This is a genomic window from Dactylosporangium sp. NPDC051087 (genome assembly GCF_055586325.1).
On record NZ_JBVJIJ010000019.1, the window covers coordinates 80,734 to 107,671 of the forward strand.

Here is a 26,938-nt window from a genome sequence, read left to right on the forward strand (position 1 = left end):
CCGCTCATCGAAATCGGTGTCCAAGGCGTCATAGGGGGCAGCGGGCATCCGCCGTCCGCGATACCGTGCCCGAACGGGGAGGCATCGATGAGCTACGGCAGCTTCTATGAGGACGACCAGACCGCTGAGCAGCGCTGGGGCGTGGAGGAGGACCGGCCGCGCAACCGGCGCACCGGCCTGATCTTCCTCCTCGGCGCGCTGGTCGTGGTCGGCCTGGTGGCCATCGGCGGGGTCGCGGTGCTCGCCAAGGGCAAGGACCCTGTCCCGGCGTCGGCGCAGGGCCGCCCGTCCGCGTCGGCGGTGGTGCAGAGCGACGAGCCCGAGGAGGTCGTGGAGACCACGTCGCCCCCGCCGCCGAGCCCGACGCCGTCGGCCACCCCGTCGAAGCCGCCGGCGACGAAGAAGTCGATCGCGCCGCCGAAGCAGACCGCGCTGCCCCCGCCGCCGCCGAAGGTCAGCACCAAGCCCGGCTGCCAGCCCACGTACAAGGGCACCCAGCTGCCGAAGTCGTCCGTGCGCGAATATCTCGACGCGGCGTCGGAGAAGCAGTTCTGGGGCGGCAACACCCCCGCCGAGGTGCAGGCCATCAGGGTTCCGAAGCGGCTGATGTACGGCGTGGCCGACCAGGAGAGCGGATGGCAGTCCAACATCTACGCCTGCGACGGCGGGGTCGGCGTCATGCAGGTCATGCCGAACACCGAGACGTGGATGAACCAGCGCTTCGGCACCAGCTGGAAGATCGACACCCCGAAGGACAACGTGATGCTCGGCGGGCAGTACCTCGCCTGGGCGATCCGCTACTTCGGTGAGCAGCTCGGCACGTTCGACATGTCCGACCCGACGCTGCTCAACGCGGTGATCTCCGCGTACAACAACGGCGCGGGCGCGGTTGACCTCACCAAGGGTGACGCGGGAATCACCAACTGGAGTTACGTCAACAACGTCAAGGCGCTCATGGGACGCTGCTGCAACAACTACTAACGTAGGGCGGCATGAGGCTCGACCCTGTAGGCCGCCTGCTGAAGCTGCCACCCGCCCTGACCGGACGGGTCCGCGTCACCAAGGGCATCCCCGTCCGGATGCGCGACGGCGCGATCCTGCGCGCCGACCACTACGGACCGGCGATCGAGGCCGAGCTGCCCACGGTGCTGGTGCGCACGCCCTACGGCCGCGGCGCGCCCACCAGCGTGCTGTGCCGGGCGGTCGCGCAGCGCGGCTTCAACGTGCTCATCCAGTCGTGCCGCGGGACCGCCGACTCCGGCGGCACGTTCGAGCCGCTGCTGCAGGAGCGCGAGGACGGCCTCGACACGCTCGACTGGGTGCGGCTGCAGCGATGGTACGACGGGCGCCTGCTCACCTACGGCCCCAGCTACGTCGGCTTCGTGCAATGGGCCCTGGCGGCCGAGGCGGGCGACGAGCTCAAGGCCATGGCCACGATCGTCACCGCCTCCGACTTCGGCCCGCCCACCTACGCCGGTGGCGCCTTCTCCCTCGACACGGTCCTCACCTGGTCGGCGCTGCTCGACGCGCAGCGCGGCCCGCGGCTGGAGAACGCCGTCGAGCTGCTGCGCGGCCAGCCGCGACTGCAGCGCGGCCTGGCCCGGGTGCCCCTGGCCGAGGCGGACCGCATCACCACCGGCGCGGAGATCGAGTTCTTCCAGCGCTGGCTCGCCGAGGCGGACCCCACCTCCTCCTACTGGACCCAGCGCGGCCACACCCACAGCCTCCCGAAGGTCACCGCGCCGGTCCTGATGATAGGCGGCTGGTATGACATCTTCCTGCCCTGGCAACTGGCCGACTACACGGCGCTACGGGCGGCGGGGCTCCAGCCGCACCTGACCGTCGGCCCCTGGCACCACGGCAGCGCCGGGCTGTTCCAGCACTCCGCGGCCGAGGCCGTCGCCTGGTTCCGGGCGCACACCGGCGGCCCGGAGCGCATCCGCGAGCGCCCCGTCCGTGTCCATGTCGGAGGCACGGACGCGTGGCGCGAGCTGCCGGAGTGGCCGCCCGCTTCGAGCGCGACGCAGCACTGGTACATGCGGCGCGACGGAATCCTGAGCACCACCGCGGAACCGGCCGGCACGCATCTGGAGGAGTTCACCTACGACCCGAGGAACCCGACGCCGGCGCTCGGCGGCCCGAGGCTCGTCGGCAAGATCGCCGGCCGTCGCGACAACCGCCCCCTCGAGGACCGGCCGGACGTCCTGACGTTCACGTCCGAGCCCCTGGAGGAGGCCATGGAGCTGATCGGCCAGGTCTCCGCGGACGTCACCGTCCACGCGGCCTGCGTCCGCCCGGACGGCTCGACGCCCACCCGCCGCGACCTGGTGCCGTATTTCGACGTGTTCGTCCGGCTGTGTGAGGTCGACGAGCAGGACCGCTCGTGGAACATCTGCGACGGCCTCGCCCGCGCCTCGGCCGAGCCGGACGCCGACAGTGTCGCGGTGCGGGTGGAGCTGTGGCCGACCGCCTACCGGTTCGCGGCCGGTCGCCGCATCCGGGTGCAGGTCAGCGGGGGTGCCCACCCCCGCTTCTCCCGCAACCCGGGCACCGGCGCGCCGCTCGGTCACGAGCTGGAGCTGCGCGCCGTCCGGCAGGAGATCCTCGCCCCGTCCTCGATCAGCCTGCCGGTGTCGCCGATCAGCCTGCCGGTCGCTCAGTCCTGGAACGTGGACGGACCCACGTCCGTGTAGGTGCCCGAGTCGGCGTCCCACTCGAACTGCCGCCCCTCGGATCCGGCACTGACGACCTTGCCGAACGCCGGGTAGCGCTCGACGAGCCACTCCAGGTCGGGCATGAGCAGCTCGCCCGCGTCGGCGAGCTGCTCGTCGGTCTCGTCGCCGACCAGCAGGTTCCACCCGCTGGCCTTCCGCCCGTCGGGCGCGGCCGGCAGGGTGGCGTCCTCGGGGTCGTGATACACGTAGCCGGGGAGCAACGACTCGTCCTCCACCAGCCGCCGCGACGCGAACGCGATCAAGTAGCTCATGCGCTCAAGTATCCCCGCGCTCGACCGTCACCTCGGCGGTGGGGATGCCCCGCGCCGCCGCCAGCCACTGCGCCTCCTCCTCGACCGCGGCCAGCACCGCCTTGCGGGGGGCCGACCACGCGGTCACGGTCACCGCCAGCCGCTTGCCCGCCACCTTGGCCCGCCACGACCCGGCGAGGTCCCCGTCGACGAGCAACGCGCCGGGATTGCCGAGGACGCGCCACACCTCCCGCTCCCTGACCTTGTCCGGCGTCAGCACCGACCGGTCGCGTGCCTGCAGGAACGGGTCCGACGCGAGCAGCAGCCGTACGCCGCTCACCGGCTCGGCGCCGAGGAGCCGCCCGAGGTCCTCCTCCGGAACCCACGCCCTGCGCCCGTCGACGCGCACCTCGGCCAGCCCGCCGGGCCACGCGGGCCTGATCGCCGTGACGGTCGTGCCGAGGTACTTCGCGACGTCGCCGGGCGCCGCGGGCCCCAGCAGCTTGAGATACGCGCGGATCAGCGCCGCCGGGTCACCCGGCCCGTCCGGCACGGCCACGGGCTCGTCCAGCGGCATGATCACCGACTGCGCCGCGTCCTCATCGAGCTGCACCCCACCGGCGAGACCAGCCTGCTGGAAGATCGAACCCGCGATGTGGCGTGCCTTGCACGGGCCGCAGAAGTAGGTCAACGCCTCGGGGACACGGTCGCTGACGCTCCGGCTCGCGTCGCCCTTGGAGGTCGGCCCGGTGACGGCGGCCGCGAACGCCTCGGCCGTCGCCCGGAACGCCGCGATCCCGAGCTTGCCGCCGTCCGGGATCTGGTTGCTGCCGAACCGCGCCTCCGCGTCGGCGTCACTGACCGGCCACAGCGCCTCGACCAGCTTCGGCAGGTCCGCCCGCCGGTGCAGGTGCCGGGCGCCCCTGGCCGACCACACCATCGCCAGGGGCCCGTCGAACCTGCTGGTCCGCGCGGCGAGCGCCTGCCGCGCCGTCCCGGCGGGCACGTTGGCCACGCCGAGGTCGAGGATCTCCAGGTCCGCTGGGTCGGCGTCGACCCGCTCGTGCAGCTGGTTGGTCACGACCCGGTACGCGAGCACCTTCGCCCGCCCGACGCTAGCCATCGCCCCATTCTCATGCCACCCACCCACCCCCGCACGCCACGGCGACCGGTTCAGCCGGAAGCGGAGGAGGGGGTGCCTTGCGCGGGTCGGACGCGGGACGGACGATTGGCCGTATGACCAGTGAGGCGGACGGCGAGATCAGGTTCACCGATCCCGAGATGGCGTTTCTGCGGCATGTGAGGTTCGGGGAGCTGCCCGCCCGGGTCCGCCCTTCCGACATGGTCGAACTGACCGAGACCGACCCGCGGCGGGACTGGCCCGACGCCGGGCCCAGCCGGGAGCAGGCCGAGGCCCAGGGCGCGGGAGGCTGAGGACCGGCGCCGGCGGCCGGGTCCGACGCTCACCGGTGCCGAGGCCGGCGCCCGACGACCTGCCCGGCTGCGTGATCGACCTGGCCCCTGAGTCACCCGGGTGACCACACTCGAAGCGGATGTCGGCGGCGGCGATCGAGCACGTCCGTCCGCCGGCAGACCGAACCGTGCGGACCGCGCCCGCGCCGCACCCGCCGGAAGCACTGGCCGCCATCAGCGAGGCCGACTCGGCTCGGGATGCCCGACCCTGCCGAACGGCTCCGGGAGCCGCGCTGCCCTGACTCGGCTCCCGGAGGCGCCCCCGAGCTGCTGACCGCTCCGACTCGGCCGCTCCGACTCGGCCGCTCCGACTCGGGATGTCCGACCCTGGCAGGACTGGCTCTTGGAGGCGCACCGACCTGCTGGCCGCGTCGACGTGCCGCTCCGACGCGGGACGTCCACTCGCCCGCACCGACTCCCGGGGCGCATCGACCTGCCACGCCGACCTGCCACGCCACGGTCAGCGGGCGCCGAGGCGATCCGCCCAACCAGGAGCCGCACGCCCTTCCGCCGAGGCGTACCGGCCTGACGCCGTCCGGTGAGAAGGCAGCACCGACCCTCAAGGGAACAGCATCGGATCCCCAAAGGGCGAGCACCGACCCCACCGGCCGGGGCCGTTGACGGTCGAGGACTACGGTCGCCGGCGGGACGGTCAGGTCTGGACCAGCGGGTGATACTCCTCCTCGGTGAGGCCGAAGGTCCAGGCGACCCCCGCGCGCGGGGTGCGGGTGGTCGGGGGCACGCGGAGCCAGTAGACCCGGCTGGTGCCGTCGGGCTCCGGGGTGCTGTTGATGACCTCGACCATGGTGAGGGGCTCGTCGTCGTTGAACCGGAGCTGCCACAGCACGCCGCAGGCGTCGGAGCCGAGGCGGCGGGCGCCGGCCTCGCGGAGATAGCGCTCGTAGCCGAAGTGCTCGAGCATGACGCGGCGCAGCTCGGCGTTGCGCTCGGCGGCGATCTGGGCGTGGGTCAGGTGGGCGAGCCGGTGGACGAGGTCGGAGGGGATCGGCATGCCCCGCCAGGCGTGCAGGGCGAAGCCGTCGCTGTAGCGCAGGGCCGGGGTCTCGGCGGCGTGCAGCCGGCCGACGTTGTCGCGGTGCAGCTCGTCTGGGCGGTCGGTGAGGATCGCGACGTTGGCATACGGCCACCACCAGCCGGTCGACCTGGCGACTCCGGCGAGGCCGGCGAGGCGCTGGGCCGCGCGCAGCACCGCCCCGGCCGCCTCCCCGCTCAACCCGCCCGGAGCGCCGTCACCCCGCCCGCCGCCCGCCTGGGCAGCCACCCGCTGCCCGATGTCACCCCTCGACCCGCCGCCGAGACCACCACCGCCGAGACCGCCACCGCCCTGACCAGCACCGTCCCGGGAAGCCCGGGGTGCGGGGATCGAGGCGCCGGCGGTGTCGGCGCGGGAGGCGGCGGCGTCGAAGGCCGCGAGCCAGCCCGCGTCGTGCTGGCCGCCGACCGCGTCGAGCAGCACGGCGCGCACGTGAGTGGGCAGCTCGTTGCGCAGGTGGGTGCGCAACGGCGTGGCGACGCGGTCGTTCACCATCCGCCAGACGTCGGCGCCGCACGCCGCCCACAGCCGGGCCCAGCCGTCGGGCCCGAGCGACTCGTGCACCTCGGCGCGGGCCGCGGCCCACGGCGCGGTGCGGACGGCGGCGCGGACCGACACGCCGGCCGTGCCGGGCGACGGCGGGCAACCCTGCGCGCGCAGCTGCTCGGCGACGATCGCGTCGTCGTCGCCGAGCGCGGCGATCGTGGCGACGGGACCGGCGTCGGGCAGCGTGCCGCCGGCGCGGGCGTCGCGCCGGGCCGCGTCGGTGGGCAGGGTGAGCCCGGCCCGGGCCGCGCGGCGGGCGGCGGTGGTCAGCGGACGGGCCGGCCCGGGCAGGTCACGGCGGCCGGTGAGCAGCGCCGCGGCCCTGGCGCCCGCGGCCGGTGAGGCGAACCACACGATGTGCGCCGGCTCGGGCAGCCCGGCCGAGCGATACGCCAGGCGGACCGCGTCGGCGGCCGCGTCGCGGTCGGCGGGCGCGGTGGACAGGCCCGCCGCGAGCCACTTGGCCGCGTTGGCGCCCAGCGCCGCGGCGCTGGTCTCGTCGGTGAGCGGGGTCGTGGTCATCAGTCGGCCACCGGTCGCCACGAGCCGGGCACGTATTCGCGCTGGCGGACGATCCGATAGGACCCGGCGGGGATCGCGATCGTGCCGTGCTCCTCGTGCACGACGCGGGCCCGGGTCACGATCTTCACGAAGAGGCGGTCGATGTCGTCGCGGTCGGCGAGCAGCAGCGTGTCGGGGCCGACGATCACGTGGGCGTGGCCGGTGGCCTCGCCGCGGGCGAGGATCATGCGGCCGGAGCGGTCGCGCGGGGCGGGCACCGCGGTCAGCGGCACCTCGCCGGCGGCGATGGGCACCAGCAGGACGTCACCTTGTCGATACACGGCCGGACCTCCCAGGCGGGAAAAAGACAGATGTTCGAACCAGCACCCCGCACGATAGCCGCGGGGTACGACAATTTTTCCGAGCGAGAGACATATGGATCCCGGTCAAGCCAATAGCGGTGTCTGTGCGACGGCCGTCAGATCAGACAAACGTCGAGAAACCGCCCGAAGCCCTCGAACAGGGTCGCGGAAAGCGTGAAAAGACGCGACCATGAAGCCTCCTGGGGCAAGAGGGGTGCATCATGCAGTTGACGCTGGCGGTCCTGTGCCCGTTCGCGCCGCGCCTCTCACCGCACGCCGACATGGTGCAGCGCTGGTCGTTGCACTGGGCCACGAGACACGGGCTGCTCGACCGGCCGGGCGCCCGGGCCGCGTTCGCCAGGGCGAAGTTCGCCAACCTCATGGCCCGCACGTATCCGGACGCCGCCCCCGCCGACCTGCAGCTCGCCACCGCCTGGCTGATCAGCGTCTTCGCCCTCGACGACCGCCTCGAGCGGGCCGGTGGCCCGGTCGCGACCGGGCAGCTCGTCGACGAGGTCAAGCGGCTGCTGCGCGACGACGAGCTGCCCGGGGGGCAGACCTACCTGCGCGCCCTCGGCGAGGTGTGGCGGCGCACCCGGCCGCGGGTCGGCGACGCCTGGCGGGAGCGCTTCGTCGCCCACGTCGGCGACTATCTCGACGCCACCGTGTGGGAGGCCGGCAACCGGGCCGCGCACCGGCCGCCGCCCGTCGCCGAGTACCGCACCATGCGCTTCCGCACCGCGGCGATCGACATGTTCTTCGACCTCATCGAGCCGATGCACGGCGTCGAGCTCGACGCCGGCGTGTTCGCCGACGAGGACTTCGCCGCGATGCGCCGCTCCGCCGGGATGATCACCGCGATCTTCAACGATCTCGTGTCGTGGCCGAAGGAAGAGGCCGCCGGCGACCACCACAACATCGTGCTCGCGCTGCGGCACGAGCACCGCATGCCGGTGGAGGACGCGGTGCGGGTGGCGGTCGCCGAGCACGACGCCCTCGTCGAGGACTTCGTCGCGGCGCGGGAGCGGTTCGCGGCCGGGCCGCTCGCGACCGACCCGGCCGTCGCGGCCGTCGCCGGGGACTTCGCGCACTGGATCCGCGGCAACGTCGACTGGTCCACGGAATCCGGCCGGTACACCCCCTCGGACACGACCATCGAGGAGACCCGGATCCCCGCCCAGCGCCGGCAGCTCGATTAATCCGGTTCCGTTCGGCGCCGCGCCGCCGGTACAGTCGGCGCAAATCCAACGTGGAGGATGCCATGCCTGCCCGGGACACAGTCCCGGGTCGCCGGTGAGCCACGGACCCGTCGCGGTCCGATGGTCCGCCGAGGTGTGCCCGGGCGACGACTTCGCCTGATGACGCACACCTCAGAGGAGATCCTCAGTTGTCCGAGCACGTCCCTTCCGCGTGGTACGCGGACTTCTTCACCGAACTTCCCAACGAGTTCTGGCGCCGCGCGGCGGCACCGGAGCTCACCTCCGCCGACATCGGCTTCCTCCGGGAGCGGCTCGCACCGGCGTCGCGGGTGCTCGACGTGCCCTGCGGCAGCGGCCGGCACAGCCTGGCGCTCGCGGCCGAAGGGCACCGGGTCACCGGCGTCGACATCTCGCAGGAGGCGATCGGGCACGCCCGGCGGGCAGGCGCCGCGAACGCGGAGTTCCTGGTCGCCGACATGCGGGACATCCCGCGGACCGGCGAGTTCGACGCCGTGCTGTGCCTCGGCAACAGCTTCGGCTACCTGGAGCCGGCCGACCTGACCGTGTTCGTCGCGGCGGCCGCCGCGGCGCTGCGGCCGGGCGGCCTGTTCGTCGTCGACTTCGGCGCGGCGGCGGAGTCGGTCCTGCCCGGATTCACCGCGCAGGACCGGACGATGCGCACCGGCGACATCACCGTCGAGGCGAGCATCGCCTACGACGTCGACCGGAGCAGGATGCTCAGCACGTACACCTTCATCCGCGGCGACGAACGGCTCACCGCGACGGCCGTGCACCACGTCTACACCAGCGGCCACATCGGTGCGCTGCTGCGCGACGGCGGGTTCACGGACGTCACGCTGTTCGCCGGGCCGGACGGTGCGCCGTACACGATGGGCAGCGGCCGCCTGCTGGTCACCGCGCTGCGGAGCTGACACGGACCGGCCGGCGCCCGAGATGGGCGCCGGCCGGTTTTCCGGTGCGGTGGAGAGTGGAGGTCAGATGGCGTGCCGGGAGTCGTCCGGGTCCGGAATGCGGTTGAGGTCGGTGCTCTGCGTGAGGTCCGGCGCGGCCTGTACGGCGTCACCCGCCAGCCACGAGCCGGGCTTCGGCGCCCCGGACTGCGGGGGTGGCGCCACATCGCCCCGCCACGCGCCCGTCTCGGTGCCCCGCTGCTCGATGAACTCGCGGAACTTCGCCATGTCGGACTTCACCAGGCGGTCCACGATCCCGGCCTTGTCGGCGACGTTCTCCACGAAGCCGTCCGGGTCGATGTCGAGCTGCGCGGTCACCCGGCTGTGCGTGTCGTCGAGCCGATGGAAGGTCACGACGCCGGCGTGCTTCGGGCCCTCGGTCGACGTCCAGGCGACCCGTTCGTCCGGGTGCTGCTCGGTGATCCGGGCGTCGAACTCGCGGCGAACCCCACCGAACTCCACCACCCAGTGCCTCCTGGTGTCGTCGAGCTGGCGGATCTCCCGCACGGTGTTCATGAACGCCGGGAACTCCTCGAACTGCGTCCACTGGTTGTATGCGGTCCGGACGGGCACGGCCACGTCGACGGTCTCCACAACCTGACTCATGTGCGCTTCACATCCTCTCGTGCTCACCTTTGAGCTACCCCTGTGGGGTGAGGGCAAACCCGCACAAGTTGTCCGACCGGGTCACCCATCGGGCTGGCTGAATGGGCGTCCGTGGAGCACTTCGCCTACGGCGCCATCACGCCCGCGCTCGCCCTCGCCCTGGCGTTCCTCGGATGCCTGCTCGGCGTGTACATCGCCGCCCGGTCCAGGGCGTCCAGCGGCGGCAGCAGGGCGCGGTGGCTGACCCTGTCCGCGGTGGCCATCGGGGGAGCCGGCAGCTGGGTGCCGCATTTCATGGCGCTGCTCGGCACCGACGTGCCCAACTCCGTCGTCCGCTACGACGTGCCGATCACCGCGCTCGGGTTCGGCATCGCGGTGGTGGTGTACTGCCTGGGCCTGTACATCGTCGGCTTCGGCCGGCCGTCGCTGTGGAAGGTGCTGCCGGCCGGGCTCGTCACCGGCCTCGGACTGGCCGCGGTGTACAGCACCGCGCCGCTCGCGATGCGCGTCGCCGGGACGGTCGGCTACGACCCGGCGACCGCGGTGGCCGCCCTGGTCGCGTCGGTGGTCGGGGCGACGGTGACCCTGTGGTGCGTGTCGTCGGTCCGGGGCAACAGGGCGTTCGTCGCGGCGGCGGCGATCATGGCCGTTGCCGCCTGCAGCACTCACTACACGGTGATGGCGTCGGTACGGGTGGACGCCACGCCGTCCGGTACACCGGTGAGCGGTGCGAGCCCGCTGGAGCTGCTCACACCCGTGTGCGTGCTCGCGTGCCTGCTGCTGAGCGTCCTGGCGTACACGACCGTCGGGTTCTCGGTGCGGCAGAACACGGCGTCGGAGGAGGAGCTGCTGCGGCGGGCCCGCGACATGTACTCGATCGCGACGCTGCACAGGGCGGCGGCGGCCCGGTACGAGGAAAGGGACCGGGGCAAGGCCGCCCCGGTCCCTCAATGAAACTCGTCGAGCTACTTGAGCGCTGCCGCCGGGTCGGCGGCGACCTGCGAGAGCCGCTCCGGGCTCACCGCGCCGGCCAGGACCCGGCCGTCGTCGGTGATGAGGACGCTGAACAGCTTGCTGTTGAACGTCCGGCCGCCGTTGCCCAGCGGGAGCTGGTTGATGGCGTCCTGCGCCTTCTTCGCGTCCTCGTCGCTCGCCGCCTGCCCGGGCTGTCCCGTGCGGATGACGAAGACCGAGGTCCAGCCGGTGCCGATGACGGTGCTCTTCGGCTCCTCACCGGTCTTCGCCTCGGGCTGCTGGTCGCTGCCCTCGACCTTCTTGCCCGGGTCCGCCTCCTCGACCTTGGTGCCGGCCGGCGGGTTGAACACGAACTGGGAATCGTCGGGCCGGGCGAAGCTCACCTGGGTGAACGTCACCTCGAACGCCGGGTTGGACTCGCTCTTGGCGAAGACCTGCACGCGCAGCGGCAGCTTCTCCTGGGCGTCGATCGCCAGGCGGACCTGACCGATCAGCGACGCCGTGTCACGGGGACGGAGGATCAGCTCGTACGCGTCCCGGCCGGCGATCTTGGCCGAGTTGCCGATGGAGACCTGCGTGGTCGGGTCGATCGCCTTGAGGGCGAGGTCGGCCGCTTCCTGCGGGCTCTTCGGCATCTCGCTCGGCACCGGGCCCTTCGGGGCCTCCTCGGCGGAGCCGTCGCGCTTGAAGTGCTGCGCCGTGCCTGACTTGCTGTTCCAGGTCCAGGTGTCGGCACCGTTGTGGATGATGTCGCTCTGGCCCTGGGTGCCCAGCAGCGACAGGCGGGCCTTGTCCGGGCCGGAATACCACACCCGCAGGGTGTGCTTGCCCGACACGAGCGACGTGAGCTCCGAGCTCTGGTCGCCCAGCAGCGACGGCAGGGCCGGCAGGCCCAGGTCGGCGCGCTCGACGACGGTGCCGGACAGCCCGTCCAGCTGCGCGGTCTGCAGGTCGACCAGCAGCTGCGCGGCGGTGCGCGGCGGCAGGTTCGGCTCGGCGGCGACGGCGAGGGTCTTCGCGGCCACGCCCGCGCCCACCACAGCGACCGCGGCGACCGCGGGCACCGCCCACCGTAGGACGGGTCGTGACGTGAACTTCGACATTTGGTAACACCTCCTGCCGACCATGGTGCGCGGGGTCGGCTGTGACATCGCTGAGACCGCCTGTGCGCTCCCACAGCACAGCGTGCCACGCTGGTGCTCGTGCGGCTGCTGGTGGTTGAGGACGAGATTCGGATGGCGGGCGCGTTGCAGCGCGGCCTGCAGGCGGAGGGCTTCGCCGTGGACGTCGCCGGGGACGGGCCGACCGGCCTTGAGCTGGCCAGACACGGCGGCTACGACGCGGTGATCCTGGACATCATGCTGCCCGGGCTGTCCGGGTATCGCGTGGTGTCGGCGCTGCGCGCGGAGAAGAACTGGGTGCCGGTGCTCATGCTGTCCGCGAAGGACGGCGAGTACGACCAGGCGGACGGCCTCGACTGCGGCGCCGACGACTACCTGACCAAGCCGTTCTCCTACGTGGTGCTGGTCGCGCGGCTGCGCGCCCTGCTGCGCCGCGGCGCCCCCGAGCGGCCGAGCGTGCTGACGGTCGGCGAGCTGACCCTCGACCCCGCCCGGCGGCGGGTCACCAGCGGCGGGGAGGAGATCGTGCTGACGGCGCGGGAGTACGCGCTGCTGGAGTACCTGATGCGCCGCCCGGGACAGGTGGTGTCGAAGACGGAGCTGCTCGACCACGTGTGGGACGCGAGCATCGACACCGCGCCGAACGCCGTCGAGGTCTACGTCGGCTACCTGCGGCGCAAGCTGGGCCGCGACGCGCTCGAGACGGTCCGCGGGGCCGGCTACCGGCTGCGGTCGGCATGAGCGGGCCGGAGCGGAGCGGAAGGCCCGTGAATCAGCGGGCTCAGGGTCGAAGGTCATGTCGCCGGAGCGAAGCGGAGGCGGCATGATCTGGTGGTCGAGGTTGTCGCTGCGAGGGCGGCTGGTCCTCCTCGGCACCAGCGGGCTCATCGTCGGGCTGGCGATCGCCGGTGTCGCGATGGCGACGGCGATGACGTACAGCATCCGCGGCACCCTGGACCGCTCCGCCGACAACACGATCGGCGAGATCACCGTGCTGCTGGACGAGGGCTCGACGCTGCCGTCGCCGCTGCCGGCGCCCGCCGGCCAGGTCGTGCAGGTCCTCGACGCCCAGCACCGGGTCGTCGCCGGCGACCGTAACGCCGACCTGCTCGTATCGCTGCTGCACGCCTCGGAGCTCGACTCGGCCCTGCACGAGCGGATCACCGTGCCCGGCGACCGGGCGCTGCAGCCGGACCCGTTGCGGGTCACCGCCAAGCGGGTCCAGGACGGCCGGATCATCGTGGTCGCGGTGCCGCTCGGCGACTACAACCGCAGCCTCGAGCTGCTCAAGACGTCGCTGTGGGTGACGTACCCGGCGCTGGTCAGCATCCTCGTCGCCATCGCGTGGAAGGTCGTCGGGCAGGCCCTGTCGCCCGTCGACCGGCTCAGCGCCTCCGCGGAGCGGATCACCGGCGCGGCCACCGACGAGCGGCTGCCGGTGCCGCCGTCCAGCGACGAGATCCAGCGGCTCGCCGTCACGCTCAACCACATGCTGGACCGCCTCGCCACCACCCGGGCCAGACAGCGGTCGTTCATCGCGGACGCGGCGCACGAGCTGCGCAGCCCCCTGGCCAGCATGCGCATCCAGGTCGAGGTGGCCGCCGCGCTGGGCGACTGGCAGACGGTCGGCGACGACCTGCTGACCGACCTGGACCGCCTGTCGCGGCTGGTCGACGACCTGCTGCTGCTGGCGCGGGCCGACGAGCGCGACGGGCGGCGGGTGGCGCGCGAGCCGGTGGAGATGCAGAGCCTGCTGAGGAACCTGGCCAAGCGCTTCGCCACCGTCGACGTCGAGCCGTCCAGCGAGTCGCTGTGGGTGGAGGGGGAGCAGGACGCGCTGATCAGGGTCGTGCTCAACCTCGTCGACAACGGTGTGCGGCACGCCCGGACCCGGGTGGTGCTGCGGGCGGAGGCCGAGGGCCAGGAGGTCCTGGTCACTGTCACCGACGACGGTGAGGGCATCCCCGGCCCGCTGCGGGAGCGGGTCTTCGACCGCTTCACCCGGCTGGACGACGGGCGGGCCCGCGACGCCGGCGGCACCGGCCTGGGCCTGGCCATCGTGCGTGAGCTGGTCCGGCGGCACGGCGGCACGGTGCGGCTGCTCGACGCGCGGCCGGGGGTGCGGGCCGAGGTGCGGCTGCCCCGCTTTGTTGACAGTGTCATGTGACAGTGTCATAGTTGGCGTGTGACCGCGACGGGATGGACGCTTGAAGAGCTGACGGCACGGGTTGCCGCCGTGCTCGAGGGCGCCACCTATGCGGGCGCACCCAACGGTCGGGTGCGCGACGTTCCCGACGCCCGTGCCATCAGGTGGTATGCGACGATCGGCCTCGTCGACCGCCCGACCATGCGGGGCCGCACCGCGCTCTACGGTCCGCGACACCTTGCGCAGCTGGTGGCGATCAAACGCCGCCAGTCGGAAGGCAGGCGGATCGCCGACATCCAGGTTGAGCTTGCCGAGGCACCCGACGCCCTCCTCTGGGAGATCGCCGACCTGCCCAAGCACGAGCAACCCCGCACACGGTTCTGGACCGAGCCGCCCGCACCGCACACACCACCACCGGCACCGCCGCCCGCACTGCTCAGCGGGGTGCCGCTGAGCAGTGACGTGACGCTGCTGCTGCCCGGCACGCCGGGACCCGACGACGTGGCCGAGATCCTGGCGGCCGCCCAGCCGCTGCTGGACCTGCTGGCCGCCCGGGGACTGACGCGGGAGCCGGCGCCTGATGCGAGCCGTGACACGAGCGCCGAGCGAGGGAGTGGGCAATGAGAGTCGCCACGATGAGCGAGGCGGAGGCCCTGCGGGTCGCCGCACCGAAGGACGACGCCGGTCTCGGCGCGCTGCGCACAGAGCGGGGCAACCTGCCGCTCGACCGGATCGACGTCCGCACGGCCATCACCGGCCTGGTCGCACGGATCGACCTCACGCAGGAGTTCGTCAACGTCCACGACGAGCCCCTCGAGGCGACCTATGTCTTCCCGCTGCCCGACCGGGCCGCGGTGACACGCATGGCCATGACCGCCGACGGCCGGGTCGTCGAGGCGGAGCTGCAGGAGCGCGGCGCCGCCCGTGAGACCTATGACCGCGCGGTCGCCGCCGGTCAGCGCGCCTCGATCGCCGAGGAGGAGCGCCCCGACGTGTTCACCATGCGCGTCGGCAACATCCTGCCCGGCGAGCGGGTCAGCGTGTCACTGTCACTTGCCGGGCCGCTGTCGTTCGAGGACGGCGAGGCCACCTTCCGGTTCCCGCTGGTCGTCGCGCCCCGCTACATCCCCGGCGGCGCGCTCGACGGTGACAGTGTCGGGGTCGGTCACGCCCTGGACACCGACGCCGTGCCCGACGCGTCCCGCATCTCACCGCCGGTGCTGCTGCCCGGCTTCCCCAATCCGCTGCGCCTGAGCATCGAGGTCGACATCGACCCGGCCGGGCTGCCGCTGGGCGAGGTCCGCTCCAGCCTGCACACCGTGCAGCAGACCGACCGCACCGTCTCGGTCCTGCCGGGGGAGCGGGCCAACCGCGACTTCGTGCTGCGCCTGGCCTATGGCCCGGGCGAGGCCGGTCTCGCGCTGGCGCCCGACACGTCCGGCGAGGAAGGCACCTATCGGCTGACCGTGCTGCCGCCGCAGTCGCAGGCGCCGCCGAAGGCCAAGGACGTGGTGCTGCTGCTGGACCGCTCCGGCAGCATGGGCGGCTGGAAGATGGTCGCCGCGCGCCGCGCCGCCGCCCGCATCGTCGACACGCTCACCGCCGGCGACCGCTTCGCCGTGCTCTCCTTCGACGACCGGGTGGAGACACCCGACTCGCTGCCGTCCGGCCTCGCCGACGGCACCGACCGGCACCGCTTCCGCGCGGTGGAGCACCTGTCGCGGGTCGACGCCCGCGGCGGCACCGAGCTGCTCCAGCCGCTCATCGACGGGCTGAAGCTCCTCGACGCCGCGACGGGCGACCGTGACCGGGTCCTGGTGCTGGTCACCGACGGCCAGGTCGGCAACGAGGACCAGATCCTGCGGACCGTCTCGGCGGCGCTGCGCGGGGTGCGGGTGCACACCGTCGGCATCGACCAGGCCGTCAACGCGGGGTTCCTCGGCCGCCTCGCGATCGCCGGCGGCGGCCGCTGCGAGCTCGTCGAGAGCGAGGACCGCCTCGACGAGGCGATGGACCGCATCCACCGGCGGATCGGCGCGCCCGTCGTCAGCGGCGTCACCGTCACCGCCGAGGGCCTCGACCTGATCGACGACACCCGGGCACCGGCCCGGCTGCCCGACGTGTTCCCCGGCGTGCCGTTCGTGGTCACCGGGCGCTATCGCGGCAAGGCAGCAGGCGCGCTCACCGTCGCCGGCACCATGCGCGACGGCACGCCCTGGTCGACCACGGTCACCGCGACCCGCCACGACAACCCGGCGCTGACCGCGATCTGGGCCCGCGCACTGCTGCGCGACCTGGAGGACGCTTATGTCGCCGGCCCGGCCTATGGCGGCGACGAGCTCGAGCAGCGGATCACCGCGGTGTCGCTGCGCTTCCAGGTGCTGTGCCGCTTCACCGCCTATGTCGCCGTCGACAAGCGGGTCGTCACCGACGGCGACGAGCCGCGCCAGGTGGTGCAGCCCGTCGACTCACCCGCCGGCTGGGAGCTGCCGACGGCGGTGCCACCGCCGCCGCTGCACCCGACGTCGATGCCGTTCGCGGCGGCCGCCGCCGCCCCTGACCTGTCCAGGTCCGTGAACATGCCCGCACCGGGCGCACCGCCGATGCCGGCGCCGATGATGCCGCCGCCGGTCAGCGGCGCACCGCAGCGCAAGGCGGCCGGGGGCAGCGTCTTCGCCCGGCCGGGCGGCGGCGGGGTCGCACGGTCGCTGCGGTCGCGGGGCTCGGTCCGCCCGCAGCCACCCGCGTCGACGCAGCCGTCGGTGCAGCCGTCGGTGGAGGCGGAGCAGCTGCGGGCCGACTCGGCGGAGCTGCGCACCCTCGCGGCCGAGGAGGCCCGGCGCCTTCGGGACGCCGCGGACCGCCCCGACTTCGAGCGCCGCGAGCTCCTCGAAGACCTCGGCTCCCGCCTGGCCGTGCTGGGCATCGGCGCCCTGCGCGTCCTGGCGGACCGCCTCAACCCGGCGGCCATCGCCTCCCAGCCCCTCGACACGCTGTGGCAGGACGTCCTGTCAGAGCTGGACAAGCTCGCCGGCGACCAGCCCGGCCCGACGAAGCCCAGGGGAGCGTTCTGGAAGCGCTGACCACGACAGACACCAGCCCCGGCCCGCCCGGCACCCACCCGGGCACTGGGCAGGCCGGGCCCTGGCCATCCGCCAGCTGACCGGCCGGGGCCTCGCAGGGACCCGCGGTCAGGCCTGCCTTCGACGGACCGACGGGTCCGGCTCTGCCTTCGACGGACCGACGGGTCCGGCTCTGCCTTCGACGGACCGACGGGTCAGGCCCTGCCTTCGACGGACCGACGGGTCCGGCTCTGCCTTCGACGGACCGACGGGTCCGGCTCTGCCTTCGACGGACCGGCGGCCAGGCCTTGCTTTCGAGGGGCCAGTGGTCAGGCACTGGCTTCGGCGGACCAGCGGTTTGGTCTGTGCTCGACGGGCCAGCGGTCCGGTCTTTCCTCGACCGGCCATCGGTCGGGCCGAACCCATGGCGGCCCACCGACACGACCGAACCACCAGTTCCACCGGACCGGCGATCAGTTCAATGCTCGGCCGGGCCGTTGCTCGGACGGACGCCGGGTCAGCTCGGCGACCGCCCGGACCGATGGCTCAGCCGGGCAGGCGACCGGTGCGGCGCCCGGCCCTGGACCGCGGCCTGGCCGCTGGACCAGCTCAGCGCCGGACCGGAGCACCAGTTCCACCGGACCGGGTGATCAGTTCAGCGCTCGGTGGGGTCATCGCTTGGACGGACGCTGGTCAGCTCAGCGCTCGTCCGAGCCGACGGCTCAGCCGGGCCGGCGACCGGTGCGGCTTCTGGCCGGACCCTGGCTTGCACGCCGGACCAGTTCGGCATCGGACCGGAGCACCAGTTCCACCGGACCGGGGACCAGTTCAGCGCCCGGTTGGGCCGTTGCTCGGTCGGACGCTCGCCCGAACAACGACGGCTCATCCGGTGCGGCGTCCGGCCGGACCGTGGCCTGGCCGCCGGACCAGTGCGGCGCCGGACCGGAGCACCAGTTCCACCGAACCGACGACCAAGCTCGACGCCCGGTTGGACCGGCGTCGGGGGAGGGCCGACGTTCGACCAGCTCAGGGCCACTTCGGACCGACACCCTGGACGGATCGGACACGAACAAGCTCACCATCTCGATGCATGCCGGGCCGGACACGAACCGCTCGCGTTCACCCCAGCCCGGCAGAGGAGCGGACCAGGACGACCGGCTCAGCCGGAAGGCGGCTCGGGGCGGCAGGCCGATGTGCTTCAAACGGGGGAGCGCATCGGCCGTCCGCTGAAGGTCCGGTCCGGGACCGCCGGTCGATGTGCTTCAAACGGGGGAGTGCATCGGCCGGCGGTTCGCCCGCTGCCGAGATGCGGGCGCTACGGTACTGCGGTGATCATGCAGCGGGTGGCCCGGGTCGTGACCGAGGTCCTGGCGCCGGCGGTGCTGGTGTCGGTGCTGCTGGTGCTGCTGGCCGTGCACGGAGCGCCGAGTGTCGGGCGCGGGCTGCTGCTCGGCGTGGTGGCGGCGGCGTTCGAGAGTGTGCTGCCGTTCCTGTACATCCTGCGCGGCGTCAGGCGCGGGGACCTCACCGACCGGCACGTGGGGGATCACCGGCAGCGGCGCGGGCCGCTGCTGGTGGGGCTGGGGTCGGTGAGTGTGGGGTTCGTGGTGCTGGTCGCGCTCGACGCCCAGCGGGAGCTGCTCGCCGCCGTCGTCGCCGGAGGGGTCGGGCTCGTCGTCGCGGCGGTCGTCAACCACTGGTGGAAGATGTCGATCCACACCGCGGTCGCGGCAGGGGCCATGGTGATCCTGATGCTCGTGTACGGCTGGCCTCTGGTGGTCACCGCCCCGCTGGTGGGAGCGGTCGGGTGGTCGCGGGTGGCGCTGAAGGACCACACGGTGGCGCAGGTGGTGGTCGGGGCGGTCGTCGGCGCGGTCGTGGCGGGCGGGGTGTTCTCGGCCCTGCGGTGAGGCGGCGGATAGAGTTCTGAGGGAATCAGACCTCTTCACGCTTGGGAGCAGACCGTGTCCACAGTGCGCTCGAATACCCTCGTGGTCACGGCCGGCACGACCGCCGCCGCCGCGGTCGCCGAGGCCGGGCTGCCGACCAGCGGACCCAAGGCGATCGTCGTCGTCCGCGAGGCCGGGGGAAGCCAGGCCGGCCGGCTGCGGGACCTCGACTGGACGCCGGAGCAGGACACGGAGGTCGAGGCCGTCGACCTGTCCTCGCCGGACGGGCTCAACGTGCTGCGGCACTCGACGGCGCACGTGCTCGCCCAGGCGGTGCAGGACCTGTTCCCGGAGGCGAAGCTCGGCATCGGGCCGCCGATCGAGCACGGGTTCTACTACGACTTCCAGGTCGCCAAGGCGTTCCACCCCGATGACCTGGACAAGCTCGAGAAGCGCATGCAGGAGATCATCAAGTCGGGGCAGAAGTTCCGGCGGCGGCGGTTCGAGTCGGTCGAGCAGGCGAAGGCCGAGCTCAAGGACGAGCCGTTCAAGCTGGAGCTCGTCGACGTGAAGAGCGACAGCACCCAGACCGTGGACGCCAACGAGGCGATGGAGGTCGGCGGCGGCGAGCTGACGATCTACGACAACCTCGACCCGCAGTCCGACAAGGTCTGCTGGTCCGACCTGTGCCGCGGGCCGCACCTGCCGTCGACGCGGATGATCCAGGCGTTCAAGCTGACCCGCATCGCCGCCGCCTACTGGCGCGGTTCGGAGAAGAACCCGCAGCTGCAGCGGGTCTACGGCACCGCGTGGCCGACCCGCGACGCGCTCAAGGAATACCAGAAGCTCCTCGAGGAAGCGGCGCGGCGGGACCACCGCAAGCTCGGCGCCGACCTGGACCTGTTCAGCTTCCCCGACGAGATCGGCTCCGGCCTCGCGGTCTTCCACCCCAAGGGCGGCATCATCCGCCGGGAGATGGAGGCGTATTCGCGGCAGCGGCACGAGGAGTCGGGCTACGAGTTCGTCAACACGCCGCACATCAGCAAGTCCAACCTGTTCCAGACGTCGGGTCACCTGCCGTACTACGCCGACACCATGTTCCCGCCGATGGAGATGGAGGGCGCGGAGTACTACCTCAAGGCGATGAACTGCCCGATGCACAACCTCATCTTCCGGGCCCGCGGCCGCTCCTACCGGGAGCTGCCGCTGCGCATGTTCGAGTTCGGCACGGTGTACCGCTACGAGAAGTCCGGCGTCGTGCACGGCCTCACCCGGGTGCGCGGCCTGACCCAGGACGACTCGCACATCTACTGCACCAAGGAGCAGATGCCGGGCGAGCTGCGCGGGCTGCTGCAGTTCGTGCTCAACCTGCTGCGCGACTACGGCCTCGACGACTTCTACCTCGAGCTGTCGACCCGCGACGACTCGCCGAAGTTCATCGGGGACGCCGCCGACTGGGAGGAGGCCACCGAGGCGCTGCGCGCGGCGGCGGTCGACTCCGGTCTGGAGCTCGTGCCCGACCCGGGCGGCGCGGCGTTCTACGGCCCGAAGATCTCCGTGCAGGCCCGTGACGCGATCGGCCGGACCTGGCAGATGTCGACGATCCAGGTCGACTTCAACCAGCCGAAGCGCTTCGAGCTGGAGTATCAGGCGTCCGACGGCAGCCGCCAGCAGCCGGTGATGATCCACCGGGCGCTGTTCGGGTCGATCGAGCGGTTCTTCGGCGTGCTCACCGAGCACTACGCGGGCGCGTTCCCGGCGTGGCTCGCCCCGGTGCAGGTCGTCGGCATCCCGATCCGCTCCGACCACGCCGACTACCTCGCGGAGTTCGCCGCCCGGCTGCGCAAGGAAGGCATCCGGGTCGAGGTCGACCACTCCGACGAGCGCATGCAGAAGAAGATCCGCACCGCGCAGCAGCAGAAGATCCCGTTCATGGCGATCGCCGGCGACGACGACGTCAGCGGCGGCACCGTCTCGTTCCGCTACCGCGACGGCTCGCAGCGCAACGGCGTCGCCCTCGACGAGGCCGTCGCACACGTGGTGGAGGTCGTCCGGTCCCGCACCAATGTGGGACCCTCAGCGGCATGACGACGGGTACGCCGGATGATCTGGAACGGCTGTGGACGCCGCACCGGATGGCCTACATCAAGGAGGACCGGGCCGGCGACCACGACGAGCCGACCGGGTGCCCGTTCTGCCGGGCGCCCGGGCTGCCGGACGAGGACAGTCTCGTGGTCGCCCGCGGCGAGCTCGTGTTCGCGGTCCTCAACCTGTACCCGTACAACCCCGGCCATCTGATGGTGTGCCCGTATCGGCACGTCGCCGACTACACGGAGCTGACCGCCGAGGAGACGGTGGAGCTGGCGACGTTCACGCAGACCGCGATGCGGGTGATCCGCCGGGCCAGCGGCGCGCACGGCTTCAACCTGGGCATGAACCAGGGCTCGGTCGCCGGTGCCGGCATCGCCGCCCACCTGCACCAGCACATCGTGCCCAGGTGGGGCGGCGACACCAACTTCATGCCCGTCGTCGGCCGGACCAAGGTCCTGCCGCAGCTGCTCGGCGACACGAGGAAGCTGCTGGCGTCCGTCTGGGACTGAGCGACGTCAGGACAGGTGCCCCACGGCCTCGAAGCCGGGGTCGTGGGCACGCTTGACCTTCGCCTTGCCGTCCGGCCAGCCGGCGGCCGCCGCGACGAGGTCGTCCCCGGCGGCGGACTCGCCGTCGACGTAGTAGTGCAGGGTGCGCGCGCCGCCGCTGGTCTCCAGCGCGACCAGCTCCCCGTCGCCGCGCAGCGCCGCGTCGAGCGGGCCGTCCTCGAAGGCCCTCAGCGCGTCGAGCGCCTCGTCGGAGGGCAGCCCGTCGCCGCCGCGGCCGCTGTACTGCAGCGTCACCGCCACATGCGTGTCGAAGCGGGGCCACCGGGCGGCCCGCAACGGCCGCTGCGCCAGTCCGGTCACCGGGGCGCCGCGCCGGGTGCCCGAGAAGACCACCCACTTCGGCTCGCGGTACTCCTCGCGCAGGGCGTCGACGGCGGCGGCGAGCTCGAGCGGGTCGCGGGCGCCGGCGGGCTCGTCGGCGCTGAAGTCGACGGCGCCGATCCACAGCTCGACGCCCTCCTCACCGAGCAGCCAGTCGAGGGACAGGAAGGTGATCTGCCCGCGCACCGGCTCCGGCAGCTTGCGGAACAGCGGGTGGTGACCGACGACGTCGATCGCGGCCGAGTCCTCGTCGCGGGTGAACGCGAACCGCAGCTGGTCCAGGTCGAGCCGCGCGCCGGCGATCTCGATGCTGGCGCTCAACGTGTCGTGGTCCGGCTGCCGGGCGGTGTGGAACTCCCACTCCGGGTCGGCGGCGGGCGCGAGCGCACCCCAGCGGGCGACGAGGGCCCGCAGCGCCGGGTTGCCGCCGGGGGAGACGACCAGTGCGTGCCGCGCGTCGCCGCCCTTGCTGAACTCCCAGGCCAGGTCCTTGTGCATGGCCGCGACCCGCTTGCTGATCTGGGGCGTGAGCGGCTCGAACTCACCGGAGGAGACGGCGGCGGTGACGGCGGGGCGGATCGTCGGCCACCAGGCCCAGAACTCGACCACCGGATCCTGTTTCCTGCCCCGCGAGAAAATCATGCCGCGCAGTGTAGGCGGACCTGCCAGGGTGGGGGTCGTGCGAGTGGTGGAGTACGACGGCGACCGGGCCGATGTGCGGTGGCTGTTCGAGCTGGCGGAGGACTCCGCGACCGAGCTCGACGGCTACCTGGAGCTGGGCCGGGTCCTGGTCGCCGAGGAGGACGGGCAGGCCGCGGGGCATCTGCAGCTCGTCGGTGACGAGATCAAGAACATGGCGGTGGTCGAGGACCGGCGCGGGACCGGCGTCGGTGCCCGGCTCGTCGAGGCGGCCGTCGCGCTGGTACGAGCCGAGGGCGGCGGGACGGTGCGGGTGGCGACGGGTGCCGCCGACGTCGGCAACCTGCGCTTCTACCAGCGGCAGGGTTTCCGCTTCCGGTCCGTGGAGCGCGACGCCTTCACCCCCGCGAACGGGTACCCGGCCGGCATCATGGTCGACGGCATCGAGCTGCGCGACCGGGTCTGGCTGGACCTGGACGTGCGCCCAGAGGTCCGGCCGGACCCGTGACCAGCGCTCAGCGGGCCGCGGCGTGCTCCTTCTTCACCGCGTCGGCGAGGTGTGACGGCATCGGGTCGTGCCGGGTGAACGCCCGGGTGAACGTGCCCGAGCCGGACGTCATCGCCCGCAGCTCGACCGCGTAGCGGACCAGCTCCGTGGCGGGGACCTCGGCGCGGACCAGGGTCCGCTCGTGCCCGGCGGGGTCCGGCTCGTTGCCCAGGACCCGGCCGCGGCGGCCGGACAGGTCGCTCATGACCGCGCCGACGAACTCGTCGGGGACGCGGATGGTGACCTCGTCGATCGGCTCGAGCAGCGTCGTCTGCCCCTGCTCGGCGGCCTCGCGCAGGGCGAGCGCGCCCGCGGTCTGGAACGCCGCGTCGGACGAGTCCACCGAGTGCGACTTGCCGTCGACGAGGGTGACCCGCACGTCGACGACCGGGTAGCCGGCGACCATGCCGCGCTCCATCTGGTGGCGGACGCCCTTCTCCACCGACGGGATGTAGTTGTGCGGGACGACCCCGCCGACGATCTTGTCGACGAACTCGAAGCCGGTGCCGCGCGGCAGCGGCTCGACCCTGATGTCGCAGACCGCGTACTGGCCGTGCCCGCCGGACTGTTTGACGTGCCGGCCGTGGCCCTGGCTGGGCGCGGCGAACGTCTCGCGCAGCGCGACCTTCACCGGCTCGGTGGACAGCTCCACGCCGCCCGCCCGCAGCCGGTCGAGCACGACGTCGGCGTGCGCCTCACCCATGCACCACAGCACCAGCTGGTGGGTCTCCGCGTTGCGTTCCAGGCGCAGCGTCGGGTCGCCGGCGACGAGCCGGCCGAGGTTCTTGGCCAGGGCGTCCTCGTCGGAGCGGGTCTTGGCGACGATCGCGATCGGCAGCAGCGGCTCCGGCATCTCCCACGGCGCCATGAGCATCGGGTCGTCCTTGCCGGAGATCGTGTCGCCGGTCTCCGCCGTCGCCGACTTGGTGATCGCGACGATGTCCCCGGCGACCGCGTACGGCACCTCCCGCAGCGCCGCGCCGAGCGGGGAGAACAGGTGCGCGAAGCGCTCGTCGGCGTCGTGGTCCGGGTGGCCGCGTTCGGCCATGCCGTGCCCGGAGATGTGCACCGGGCTGTCGGGGCGCAGCGTGCCGGAGAAGACCCGCACGAGGGAGACGCGGCCGACGTACGGGTCGATCGTCGTCTTCACGATCTCGGCGATGAGCGGGCCGTCGGGGTCGCAGCGCAGCGGGGCGTGCGGCTCGCCCTCGATGTCGGTGACCGGCGGCACGACGTGCTCCAGCGGCGACGGGAAGCCGCTGGTGAGCACCTCCAGGAGGGCGTCGAGGCCGAGGCCGGTCAGCGCGCAGACGGGCACGACGGGGTAGAAGGTGCCGCGGGCGACGGCCTTCTCCAGGTCCTCGATGATCACCGACGTCTCGATGACCTCGCCGCTGACGTACCGCTCCATGAGCGTCTCGTCCTCGCTCTCGGCGATGATCCCTTCGAGCAGGCTGTTGTGGGACTCCTCGATCGCCGGCAGGTGCTGCGGCTCGGGGTCGCGCACGGCCGGCGGGTAGCCCGCGGAGTAGTCGAAGACCCGGTGGGTGATGAGGCCGATGAGCCCTTCGACCGCGTCGCCGTCGTCGCCGAGCATCGGCAGGTACAGCGGCAGGACGTTGTCGCCGAACGCGTCCTGGCACAGGTCGAGGGTGTCCTGGAAGTCGGCGCGCGGGTGGTCGAGGCGGGTGACGGCGACCGCGCGGGGCATGCCGACGGCGGCGCACTCCTCCCACAGCGTGGCGGTGGCGGCGTCGACGCCGTCGACGGACGACACGACGAACAGTGCCGCGTCCGCCGCCCGCAGGCCGGCGCGCAGCTCCCCGACGAAGTCGGCGTAGCCGGGGGTGTCGAGCAGGTTGACCTTCACCCCGTCGTGCACGAGCGGGGCGCACGACAGCGTCACCGACCGCTGCTGCCGCACCGCCGCCGGATCGTGGTCGGTCGTCGTGGTGCCGTCGGTGACCGTGCCGGTCCGGCCGATCGTGCCGGTCGCCGCGAGCAGCGCCTCCACGAGGGTCGTCTTCCCGGCGCCGGAATGCCCGACGACGACCACGTTGCGTACCCTGCCGGGGTCATCAACCGCCGGCACCGGACCGGCGACACCCTTCTCCTGGACCTTCTGCGCCATCACGCGCCTCCCGTCATGCCCTCTGTGAGCAGTCTCACAGTCACGACCTGTTCACCGATCCCACACCCGAACCATCACCGACACAAGCCCGTCCTCTCCCACAGACGGCATACGGTTTACTCAAGCACCGTGAGCAGGCCCACGCGCAGGTATCCGGCAAGCTCCGCCGCCGTTATCGTGGGAGCGCCATGGCGAAGATCCTCAGCGTAGACATCAAGGCCGGACTGGCCCGCATCGTGAACCCCGTCGCGGCCGCGTTGCTGCGCGCCAGGGTGACGCCCAACGCGGTGACCGTCGCGGGCACGGTCGGAGTGCTCATCGGCAGTGTCGGCTTCGCCACGCGCGGCCACATGGTCGTCGCGCTCGTTATCGTCACCGTGAGCTGCCTCACCGACATGCTCGACGGGGCCATGGCACGACAGCTCGGCGTCAGCAACAAGTTCGGCGCCCTGCTCGACTCGGCCATGGACCGCGTCTCCGACGGCGCCATCTTCGGCTCCGTGGCGTTCTGGTTCGCGTCGCAGGGCCAGCTGCGCGAGTGCGCCGCGGCGCTGCTGTGCCTGCTCACCGGGCAGGTGGTGTCGTATGTGAAGGCCCGCGCGGAGGGCCTCGGGATGACCGCCAACGTGGGGCTGGCCGAGCGGACCGAGCGGTTGATCCTCGTCGGCATCGGCGGCCTGCTGTTCGGCTTCGACGTGAAGTACGGCATGGAGTCGGCGCTGTGGCTGCTGGTCCTGCTGTCGGTGATCACCATCGGGCAGCGGATGACGCATGTGTACCGGCAGGCCCGCGACATCGCCGCTGCGCAGGACGCCGCCGCCGGTGACCGGGTGGCTCCGTGAACCTCGCGGAGCTCGGCTACGGCGCCGCCTTCTCCCTGATCCCGAAGCTTCCCCGGTCCGTGACGTGGCCGCTCTTCGCCGCCGCCGCGTCGCAGGGCTCCCGGCGGTACCGACGCGGCAAAGGCGGCAAGGGCACCCTGAGGCTCGCGTCGAACCTGCGCCGGGTCGTCGGCGACGGGCCGTCGGACGCGGAGCTCGCCGACCTGGTGGAGCGGGGCCTGCGCTCCTACGCGCGCTACTACCTGGAGGCGTTCCGGCTGCCGGGCCGCTCGAAGGCGGAGCACCTCTCCGGGTTCACCCTGGAGCGCCACGAGCTGCTCGCCCAGAACGTCGCCTCCGGCGAGGGCGCCGTGATCGCCCTGCCGCACGCCGGCAACTGGGACGCCGCCGGCGCCTGGGTCGCGGCCAACGGCTGGCCGATCGTGACGGTCGCGGAGCGGCTCAAGCCGGAGAGTGTCTACCGGCGGTTCCTGCATTTCCGGCGCTCGCTGGGTATGGAGATCCTCCCGACGGTCGGCGGCGAACGGCCCGCGTTCGACGTGCTGGAGGAGCGCCTGCGGGCCGGGTACGTGGTGCCGCTGCTCGCCGACCGGGACCTCACCGCCAGGGGTGTGGAGGTCGACTTCTTCGGCGGCCGGACGAAGATGCCGGCCGGGCCGGCGCTGCTCGCCCTGCGCACCGGCGCGCCGCTGTACGTGGTGTCGATGTGGTTCGACCCCTCGTGCGCCGCCGGCCGGCTGGAGGGACCGATCCCGCTGCCGGATCCCGCGGAAGGGGCCCTGGACGTGCGGGTGCGGCTGCTCACGCAGCGGATCGCGGACGTCCTCGCCGAGGGCATCGCCCGCAACCCGCAGGACTGGCACATGCTGCAACGGCTCTGGCTCGACACCCCCGCCGTCGGCTCGCCCTTCGTCGTGAAGGCCTAGGA

23 protein-coding genes and 1 pseudogene are annotated in these 26,938 nt (G+C 72.6%); 16 read left to right on the forward strand and 8 right to left on the reverse strand.

All coding sequences use genetic code 11. The annotated features are described in order from the left end of the window. Positions 1 to 87: 87 nt before the first annotated feature. Together ACZ6TV_RS32785 and ACZ6TV_RS32790 are read left to right on the forward strand one after the other, a co-directional pair. A complete protein-coding gene (locus tag ACZ6TV_RS32785; RefSeq protein WP_465301239.1) occupies positions 88 to 981 on the forward strand; it encodes a transglycosylase SLT domain-containing protein in 894 nt (297 codons plus the stop codon). An 11-nt stretch (positions 982 to 992) separates the two neighbouring features. Further along, complete coding sequence (locus ACZ6TV_RS32790; RefSeq protein WP_465301241.1) at positions 993 to 2,693, forward strand: CocE/NonD family hydrolase; 1,701 nt, start codon at positions 993 to 995, stop codon at positions 2,691 to 2,693. Here ACZ6TV_RS32790 and ACZ6TV_RS32795 read toward each other — a convergent pair. Together ACZ6TV_RS32795 and ACZ6TV_RS32800 are read right to left on the reverse strand one after the other, a co-directional pair. After that, complete coding sequence (locus ACZ6TV_RS32795) at positions 2,657 to 2,986, reverse strand: hypothetical protein (RefSeq protein WP_344503486.1); 330 nt, start codon at positions 2,984 to 2,986, stop codon at positions 2,657 to 2,659. The genes ACZ6TV_RS32790 and ACZ6TV_RS32795 overlap by 37 nt on opposite strands. Positions 2,987 to 2,990: 4 nt before the next feature. Further along, positions 2,991 to 4,088, reverse strand: coding sequence for a DNA glycosylase AlkZ-like family protein (locus ACZ6TV_RS32800; protein ID WP_465301243.1), 1,098 nt, complete (start codon positions 4,086 to 4,088; stop codon positions 2,991 to 2,993). A gap of 113 nt (positions 4,089 to 4,201) precedes the next feature. On the opposite strand from ACZ6TV_RS32800, the gene ACZ6TV_RS32805 reads away from it, so the two are divergent. Beyond that, complete coding sequence (locus tag ACZ6TV_RS32805; protein WP_465301245.1) at positions 4,202 to 4,399, forward strand: hypothetical protein; 198 nt, start codon at positions 4,202 to 4,204, stop codon at positions 4,397 to 4,399. A gap of 691 nt (positions 4,400 to 5,090) precedes the next feature. On the opposite strand, the gene ACZ6TV_RS32810 is transcribed toward ACZ6TV_RS32805, so the two are convergent. After that, positions 5,091 to 6,560: a DUF6745 domain-containing protein gene (locus tag ACZ6TV_RS32810; RefSeq protein ID WP_465301247.1), complete on the reverse strand. Its 1,470-nt coding sequence runs from the start codon at positions 6,558 to 6,560 to the stop codon at positions 5,091 to 5,093. Then, on the reverse strand, positions 6,560 to 6,880 hold the full coding sequence (locus ACZ6TV_RS32815) for a hypothetical protein (RefSeq protein ID WP_354777737.1): 321 nt from the start codon (positions 6,878 to 6,880) through the stop codon (positions 6,560 to 6,562). Before ACZ6TV_RS32815 ends, ACZ6TV_RS32810 begins: the two co-directional genes overlap by 1 nt. Before the next feature lie 242 nt (positions 6,881 to 7,122). Between ACZ6TV_RS32815 and ACZ6TV_RS32820 the strand changes: the two genes are divergently transcribed. Next, positions 7,123 to 8,100: a terpene synthase family protein gene (locus tag ACZ6TV_RS32820; RefSeq protein ID WP_465301249.1), complete on the forward strand. Its 978-nt coding sequence runs from the start codon at positions 7,123 to 7,125 to the stop codon at positions 8,098 to 8,100. Positions 8,101 to 8,288: 188 nt separating this feature from the next. Continuing rightward, on the forward strand, positions 8,289 to 9,032 hold the full coding sequence (locus ACZ6TV_RS32825; RefSeq protein WP_465301251.1) for a class I SAM-dependent methyltransferase: 744 nt from the start codon (positions 8,289 to 8,291) through the stop codon (positions 9,030 to 9,032). A 192-nt stretch (positions 9,033 to 9,224) separates the two neighbouring features. Here ACZ6TV_RS32825 and ACZ6TV_RS32830 read toward each other — a convergent pair. Next, positions 9,225 to 9,677: pseudogene (locus ACZ6TV_RS32830) on the reverse strand (SRPBCC family protein); the annotation flags it as partial. A 111-nt stretch (positions 9,678 to 9,788) separates the two neighbouring features. On the opposite strand from ACZ6TV_RS32830, the gene ACZ6TV_RS32835 reads away from it, so the two are divergent. Further along, the gene (locus ACZ6TV_RS32835) at positions 9,789 to 10,631 is read left to right on the forward strand and encodes an MHYT domain-containing protein (protein ID WP_465301253.1); all 843 of its coding nucleotides are present in this window, start codon (positions 9,789 to 9,791) and stop codon (positions 10,629 to 10,631) included. Positions 10,632 to 10,642: 11 nt separating this feature from the next. Here the strand turns inward: ACZ6TV_RS32835 and ACZ6TV_RS32840 are convergent, their stop codons facing one another. Next, positions 10,643 to 11,755: a LolA family protein gene (locus tag ACZ6TV_RS32840; protein ID WP_465301255.1), complete on the reverse strand. Its 1,113-nt coding sequence runs from the start codon at positions 11,753 to 11,755 to the stop codon at positions 10,643 to 10,645. Positions 11,756 to 11,854: 99 nt separating this feature from the next. Here ACZ6TV_RS32840 and ACZ6TV_RS32845 point away from each other — a divergent pair, with 99 nt between their 5' ends. From ACZ6TV_RS32845 to ACZ6TV_RS32875, 7 genes are all read left to right on the forward strand, one after another. Further along, on the forward strand, positions 11,855 to 12,514 hold the full coding sequence (locus ACZ6TV_RS32845) for a response regulator transcription factor (RefSeq protein ID WP_203849905.1): 660 nt from the start codon (positions 11,855 to 11,857) through the stop codon (positions 12,512 to 12,514). An 82-nt stretch (positions 12,515 to 12,596) separates the two neighbouring features. Continuing rightward, entirely contained in the window at positions 12,597 to 13,940 is a 1,344-nt protein-coding gene (locus ACZ6TV_RS32850; protein ID WP_465301258.1) for an ATP-binding protein, read from the forward strand. A gap of 18 nt (positions 13,941 to 13,958) precedes the next feature. Further along, positions 13,959 to 14,543 (forward strand): MerR family transcriptional regulator, encoded by a 585-nt coding sequence (locus ACZ6TV_RS32855; protein ID WP_465301260.1) that lies wholly within the window; start codon positions 13,959 to 13,961, stop codon positions 14,541 to 14,543. Further along, the gene (locus ACZ6TV_RS32860) at positions 14,540 to 17,002 is read left to right on the forward strand and encodes a VIT domain-containing protein (protein ID WP_465301262.1); all 2,463 of its coding nucleotides are present in this window, start codon (positions 14,540 to 14,542) and stop codon (positions 17,000 to 17,002) included. Before ACZ6TV_RS32855 ends, ACZ6TV_RS32860 begins: the two co-directional genes overlap by 4 nt. Before the next feature lie 1,313 nt (positions 17,003 to 18,315). Further along, positions 18,316 to 18,891, forward strand: a complete 576-nt coding sequence (locus ACZ6TV_RS32865; protein WP_465301558.1) for a phosphoesterase PA-phosphatase — start codon at positions 18,316 to 18,318, stop codon at positions 18,889 to 18,891. A gap of 63 nt (positions 18,892 to 18,954) precedes the next feature. After that, the gene (thrS, locus tag ACZ6TV_RS32870) at positions 18,955 to 20,958 is read left to right on the forward strand and encodes a threonine--tRNA ligase (RefSeq protein ID WP_465301264.1); all 2,004 of its coding nucleotides are present in this window, start codon (positions 18,955 to 18,957) and stop codon (positions 20,956 to 20,958) included. Beyond that, the gene (locus tag ACZ6TV_RS32875; protein WP_465301266.1) at positions 20,955 to 21,470 is read left to right on the forward strand and encodes an HIT family protein; all 516 of its coding nucleotides are present in this window, start codon (positions 20,955 to 20,957) and stop codon (positions 21,468 to 21,470) included. The genes thrS and ACZ6TV_RS32875 overlap by 4 nt, the downstream gene beginning before the upstream one ends. A 6-nt stretch (positions 21,471 to 21,476) precedes the next feature. On the opposite strand, the gene ACZ6TV_RS32880 is transcribed toward ACZ6TV_RS32875, so the two are convergent. Further along, the gene (locus ACZ6TV_RS32880; protein ID WP_465301268.1) at positions 21,477 to 22,493 is read right to left on the reverse strand and encodes a hypothetical protein; all 1,017 of its coding nucleotides are present in this window, start codon (positions 22,491 to 22,493) and stop codon (positions 21,477 to 21,479) included. Between the two features lie 37 nt (positions 22,494 to 22,530). On the opposite strand from ACZ6TV_RS32880, the gene ACZ6TV_RS32885 reads away from it, so the two are divergent. Further along, on the forward strand, positions 22,531 to 22,998 hold the full coding sequence (locus ACZ6TV_RS32885) for a GNAT family N-acetyltransferase (protein WP_465301270.1): 468 nt from the start codon (positions 22,531 to 22,533) through the stop codon (positions 22,996 to 22,998). A gap of 7 nt (positions 22,999 to 23,005) precedes the next feature. Here ACZ6TV_RS32885 and ACZ6TV_RS32890 read toward each other — a convergent pair whose 3' ends face one another. Continuing rightward, entirely contained in the window at positions 23,006 to 25,168 is a 2,163-nt protein-coding gene (locus tag ACZ6TV_RS32890) for an elongation factor G-like protein EF-G2 (RefSeq protein ID WP_465301272.1), read from the reverse strand. A 188-nt stretch (positions 25,169 to 25,356) separates the two neighbouring features. Between ACZ6TV_RS32890 and pgsA the strand changes: the two genes are divergently transcribed. Both pgsA and ACZ6TV_RS32900 read left to right on the forward strand, forming a co-directional pair. Continuing rightward, positions 25,357 to 26,010 carry a phosphatidylinositol phosphate synthase gene (gene pgsA / locus ACZ6TV_RS32895; RefSeq protein WP_465301274.1) on the forward strand — a complete coding sequence of 218 codons (654 nt, stop codon included), beginning with the start codon at positions 25,357 to 25,359 and terminating at the stop codon, positions 26,008 to 26,010. Further along, the gene (locus ACZ6TV_RS32900) at positions 26,007 to 26,936 is read left to right on the forward strand and encodes a phosphatidylinositol mannoside acyltransferase (protein WP_465301276.1); all 930 of its coding nucleotides are present in this window, start codon (positions 26,007 to 26,009) and stop codon (positions 26,934 to 26,936) included. The genes pgsA and ACZ6TV_RS32900 overlap by 4 nt, the downstream gene beginning before the upstream one ends. The last annotated feature ends 2 nt before the right edge of the window (positions 26,937 to 26,938 follow it).

Coding starts and splice junctions, on each gene's coding strand:
- ACZ6TV_RS32805 (WP_465301245.1), top strand. CDS start 4,202: ATGACCAGTGAGGCGGACGGCGAGATCAGGTTCACCGATCCCGAGATG.
- ACZ6TV_RS32785 (WP_465301239.1), top strand. CDS start 88: ATGAGCTACGGCAGCTTCTATGAGGACGACCAGACCGCTGAGCAGCGC.
- ACZ6TV_RS32810 (WP_465301247.1), bottom strand. CDS start 6,560: ATGACCACGACCCCGCTCACCGACGAGACCAGCGCCGCGGCGCTGGGC.
- ACZ6TV_RS32865 (WP_465301558.1), top strand. CDS start 18,316: ATGCAGCGGGTGGCCCGGGTCGTGACCGAGGTCCTGGCGCCGGCGGTG.
- ACZ6TV_RS32850 (WP_465301258.1), top strand. CDS start 12,597: ATGATCTGGTGGTCGAGGTTGTCGCTGCGAGGGCGGCTGGTCCTCCTC.
- pgsA (WP_465301274.1), top strand. CDS start 25,357: ATGGCGAAGATCCTCAGCGTAGACATCAAGGCCGGACTGGCCCGCATC.
- ACZ6TV_RS32890 (WP_465301272.1), bottom strand. CDS start 25,168: ATGGCGCAGAAGGTCCAGGAGAAGGGTGTCGCCGGTCCGGTGCCGGCG.
- ACZ6TV_RS32790 (WP_465301241.1), top strand. CDS start 993: ATGAGGCTCGACCCTGTAGGCCGCCTGCTGAAGCTGCCACCCGCCCTG.
- ACZ6TV_RS32875 (WP_465301266.1), top strand. CDS start 20,955: ATGACGACGGGTACGCCGGATGATCTGGAACGGCTGTGGACGCCGCAC.
- ACZ6TV_RS32840 (WP_465301255.1), bottom strand. CDS start 11,755: ATGTCGAAGTTCACGTCACGACCCGTCCTACGGTGGGCGGTGCCCGCG.
- ACZ6TV_RS32820 (WP_465301249.1), top strand. CDS start 7,123: ATGCAGTTGACGCTGGCGGTCCTGTGCCCGTTCGCGCCGCGCCTCTCA.
- ACZ6TV_RS32860 (WP_465301262.1), top strand. CDS start 14,540: ATGAGAGTCGCCACGATGAGCGAGGCGGAGGCCCTGCGGGTCGCCGCA.
- ACZ6TV_RS32880 (WP_465301268.1), bottom strand. CDS start 22,493: ATGATTTTCTCGCGGGGCAGGAAACAGGATCCGGTGGTCGAGTTCTGG.
- ACZ6TV_RS32800 (WP_465301243.1), bottom strand. CDS start 4,088: ATGGCTAGCGTCGGGCGGGCGAAGGTGCTCGCGTACCGGGTCGTGACC.
- ACZ6TV_RS32795 (WP_344503486.1), bottom strand. CDS start 2,986: ATGAGCTACTTGATCGCGTTCGCGTCGCGGCGGCTGGTGGAGGACGAG.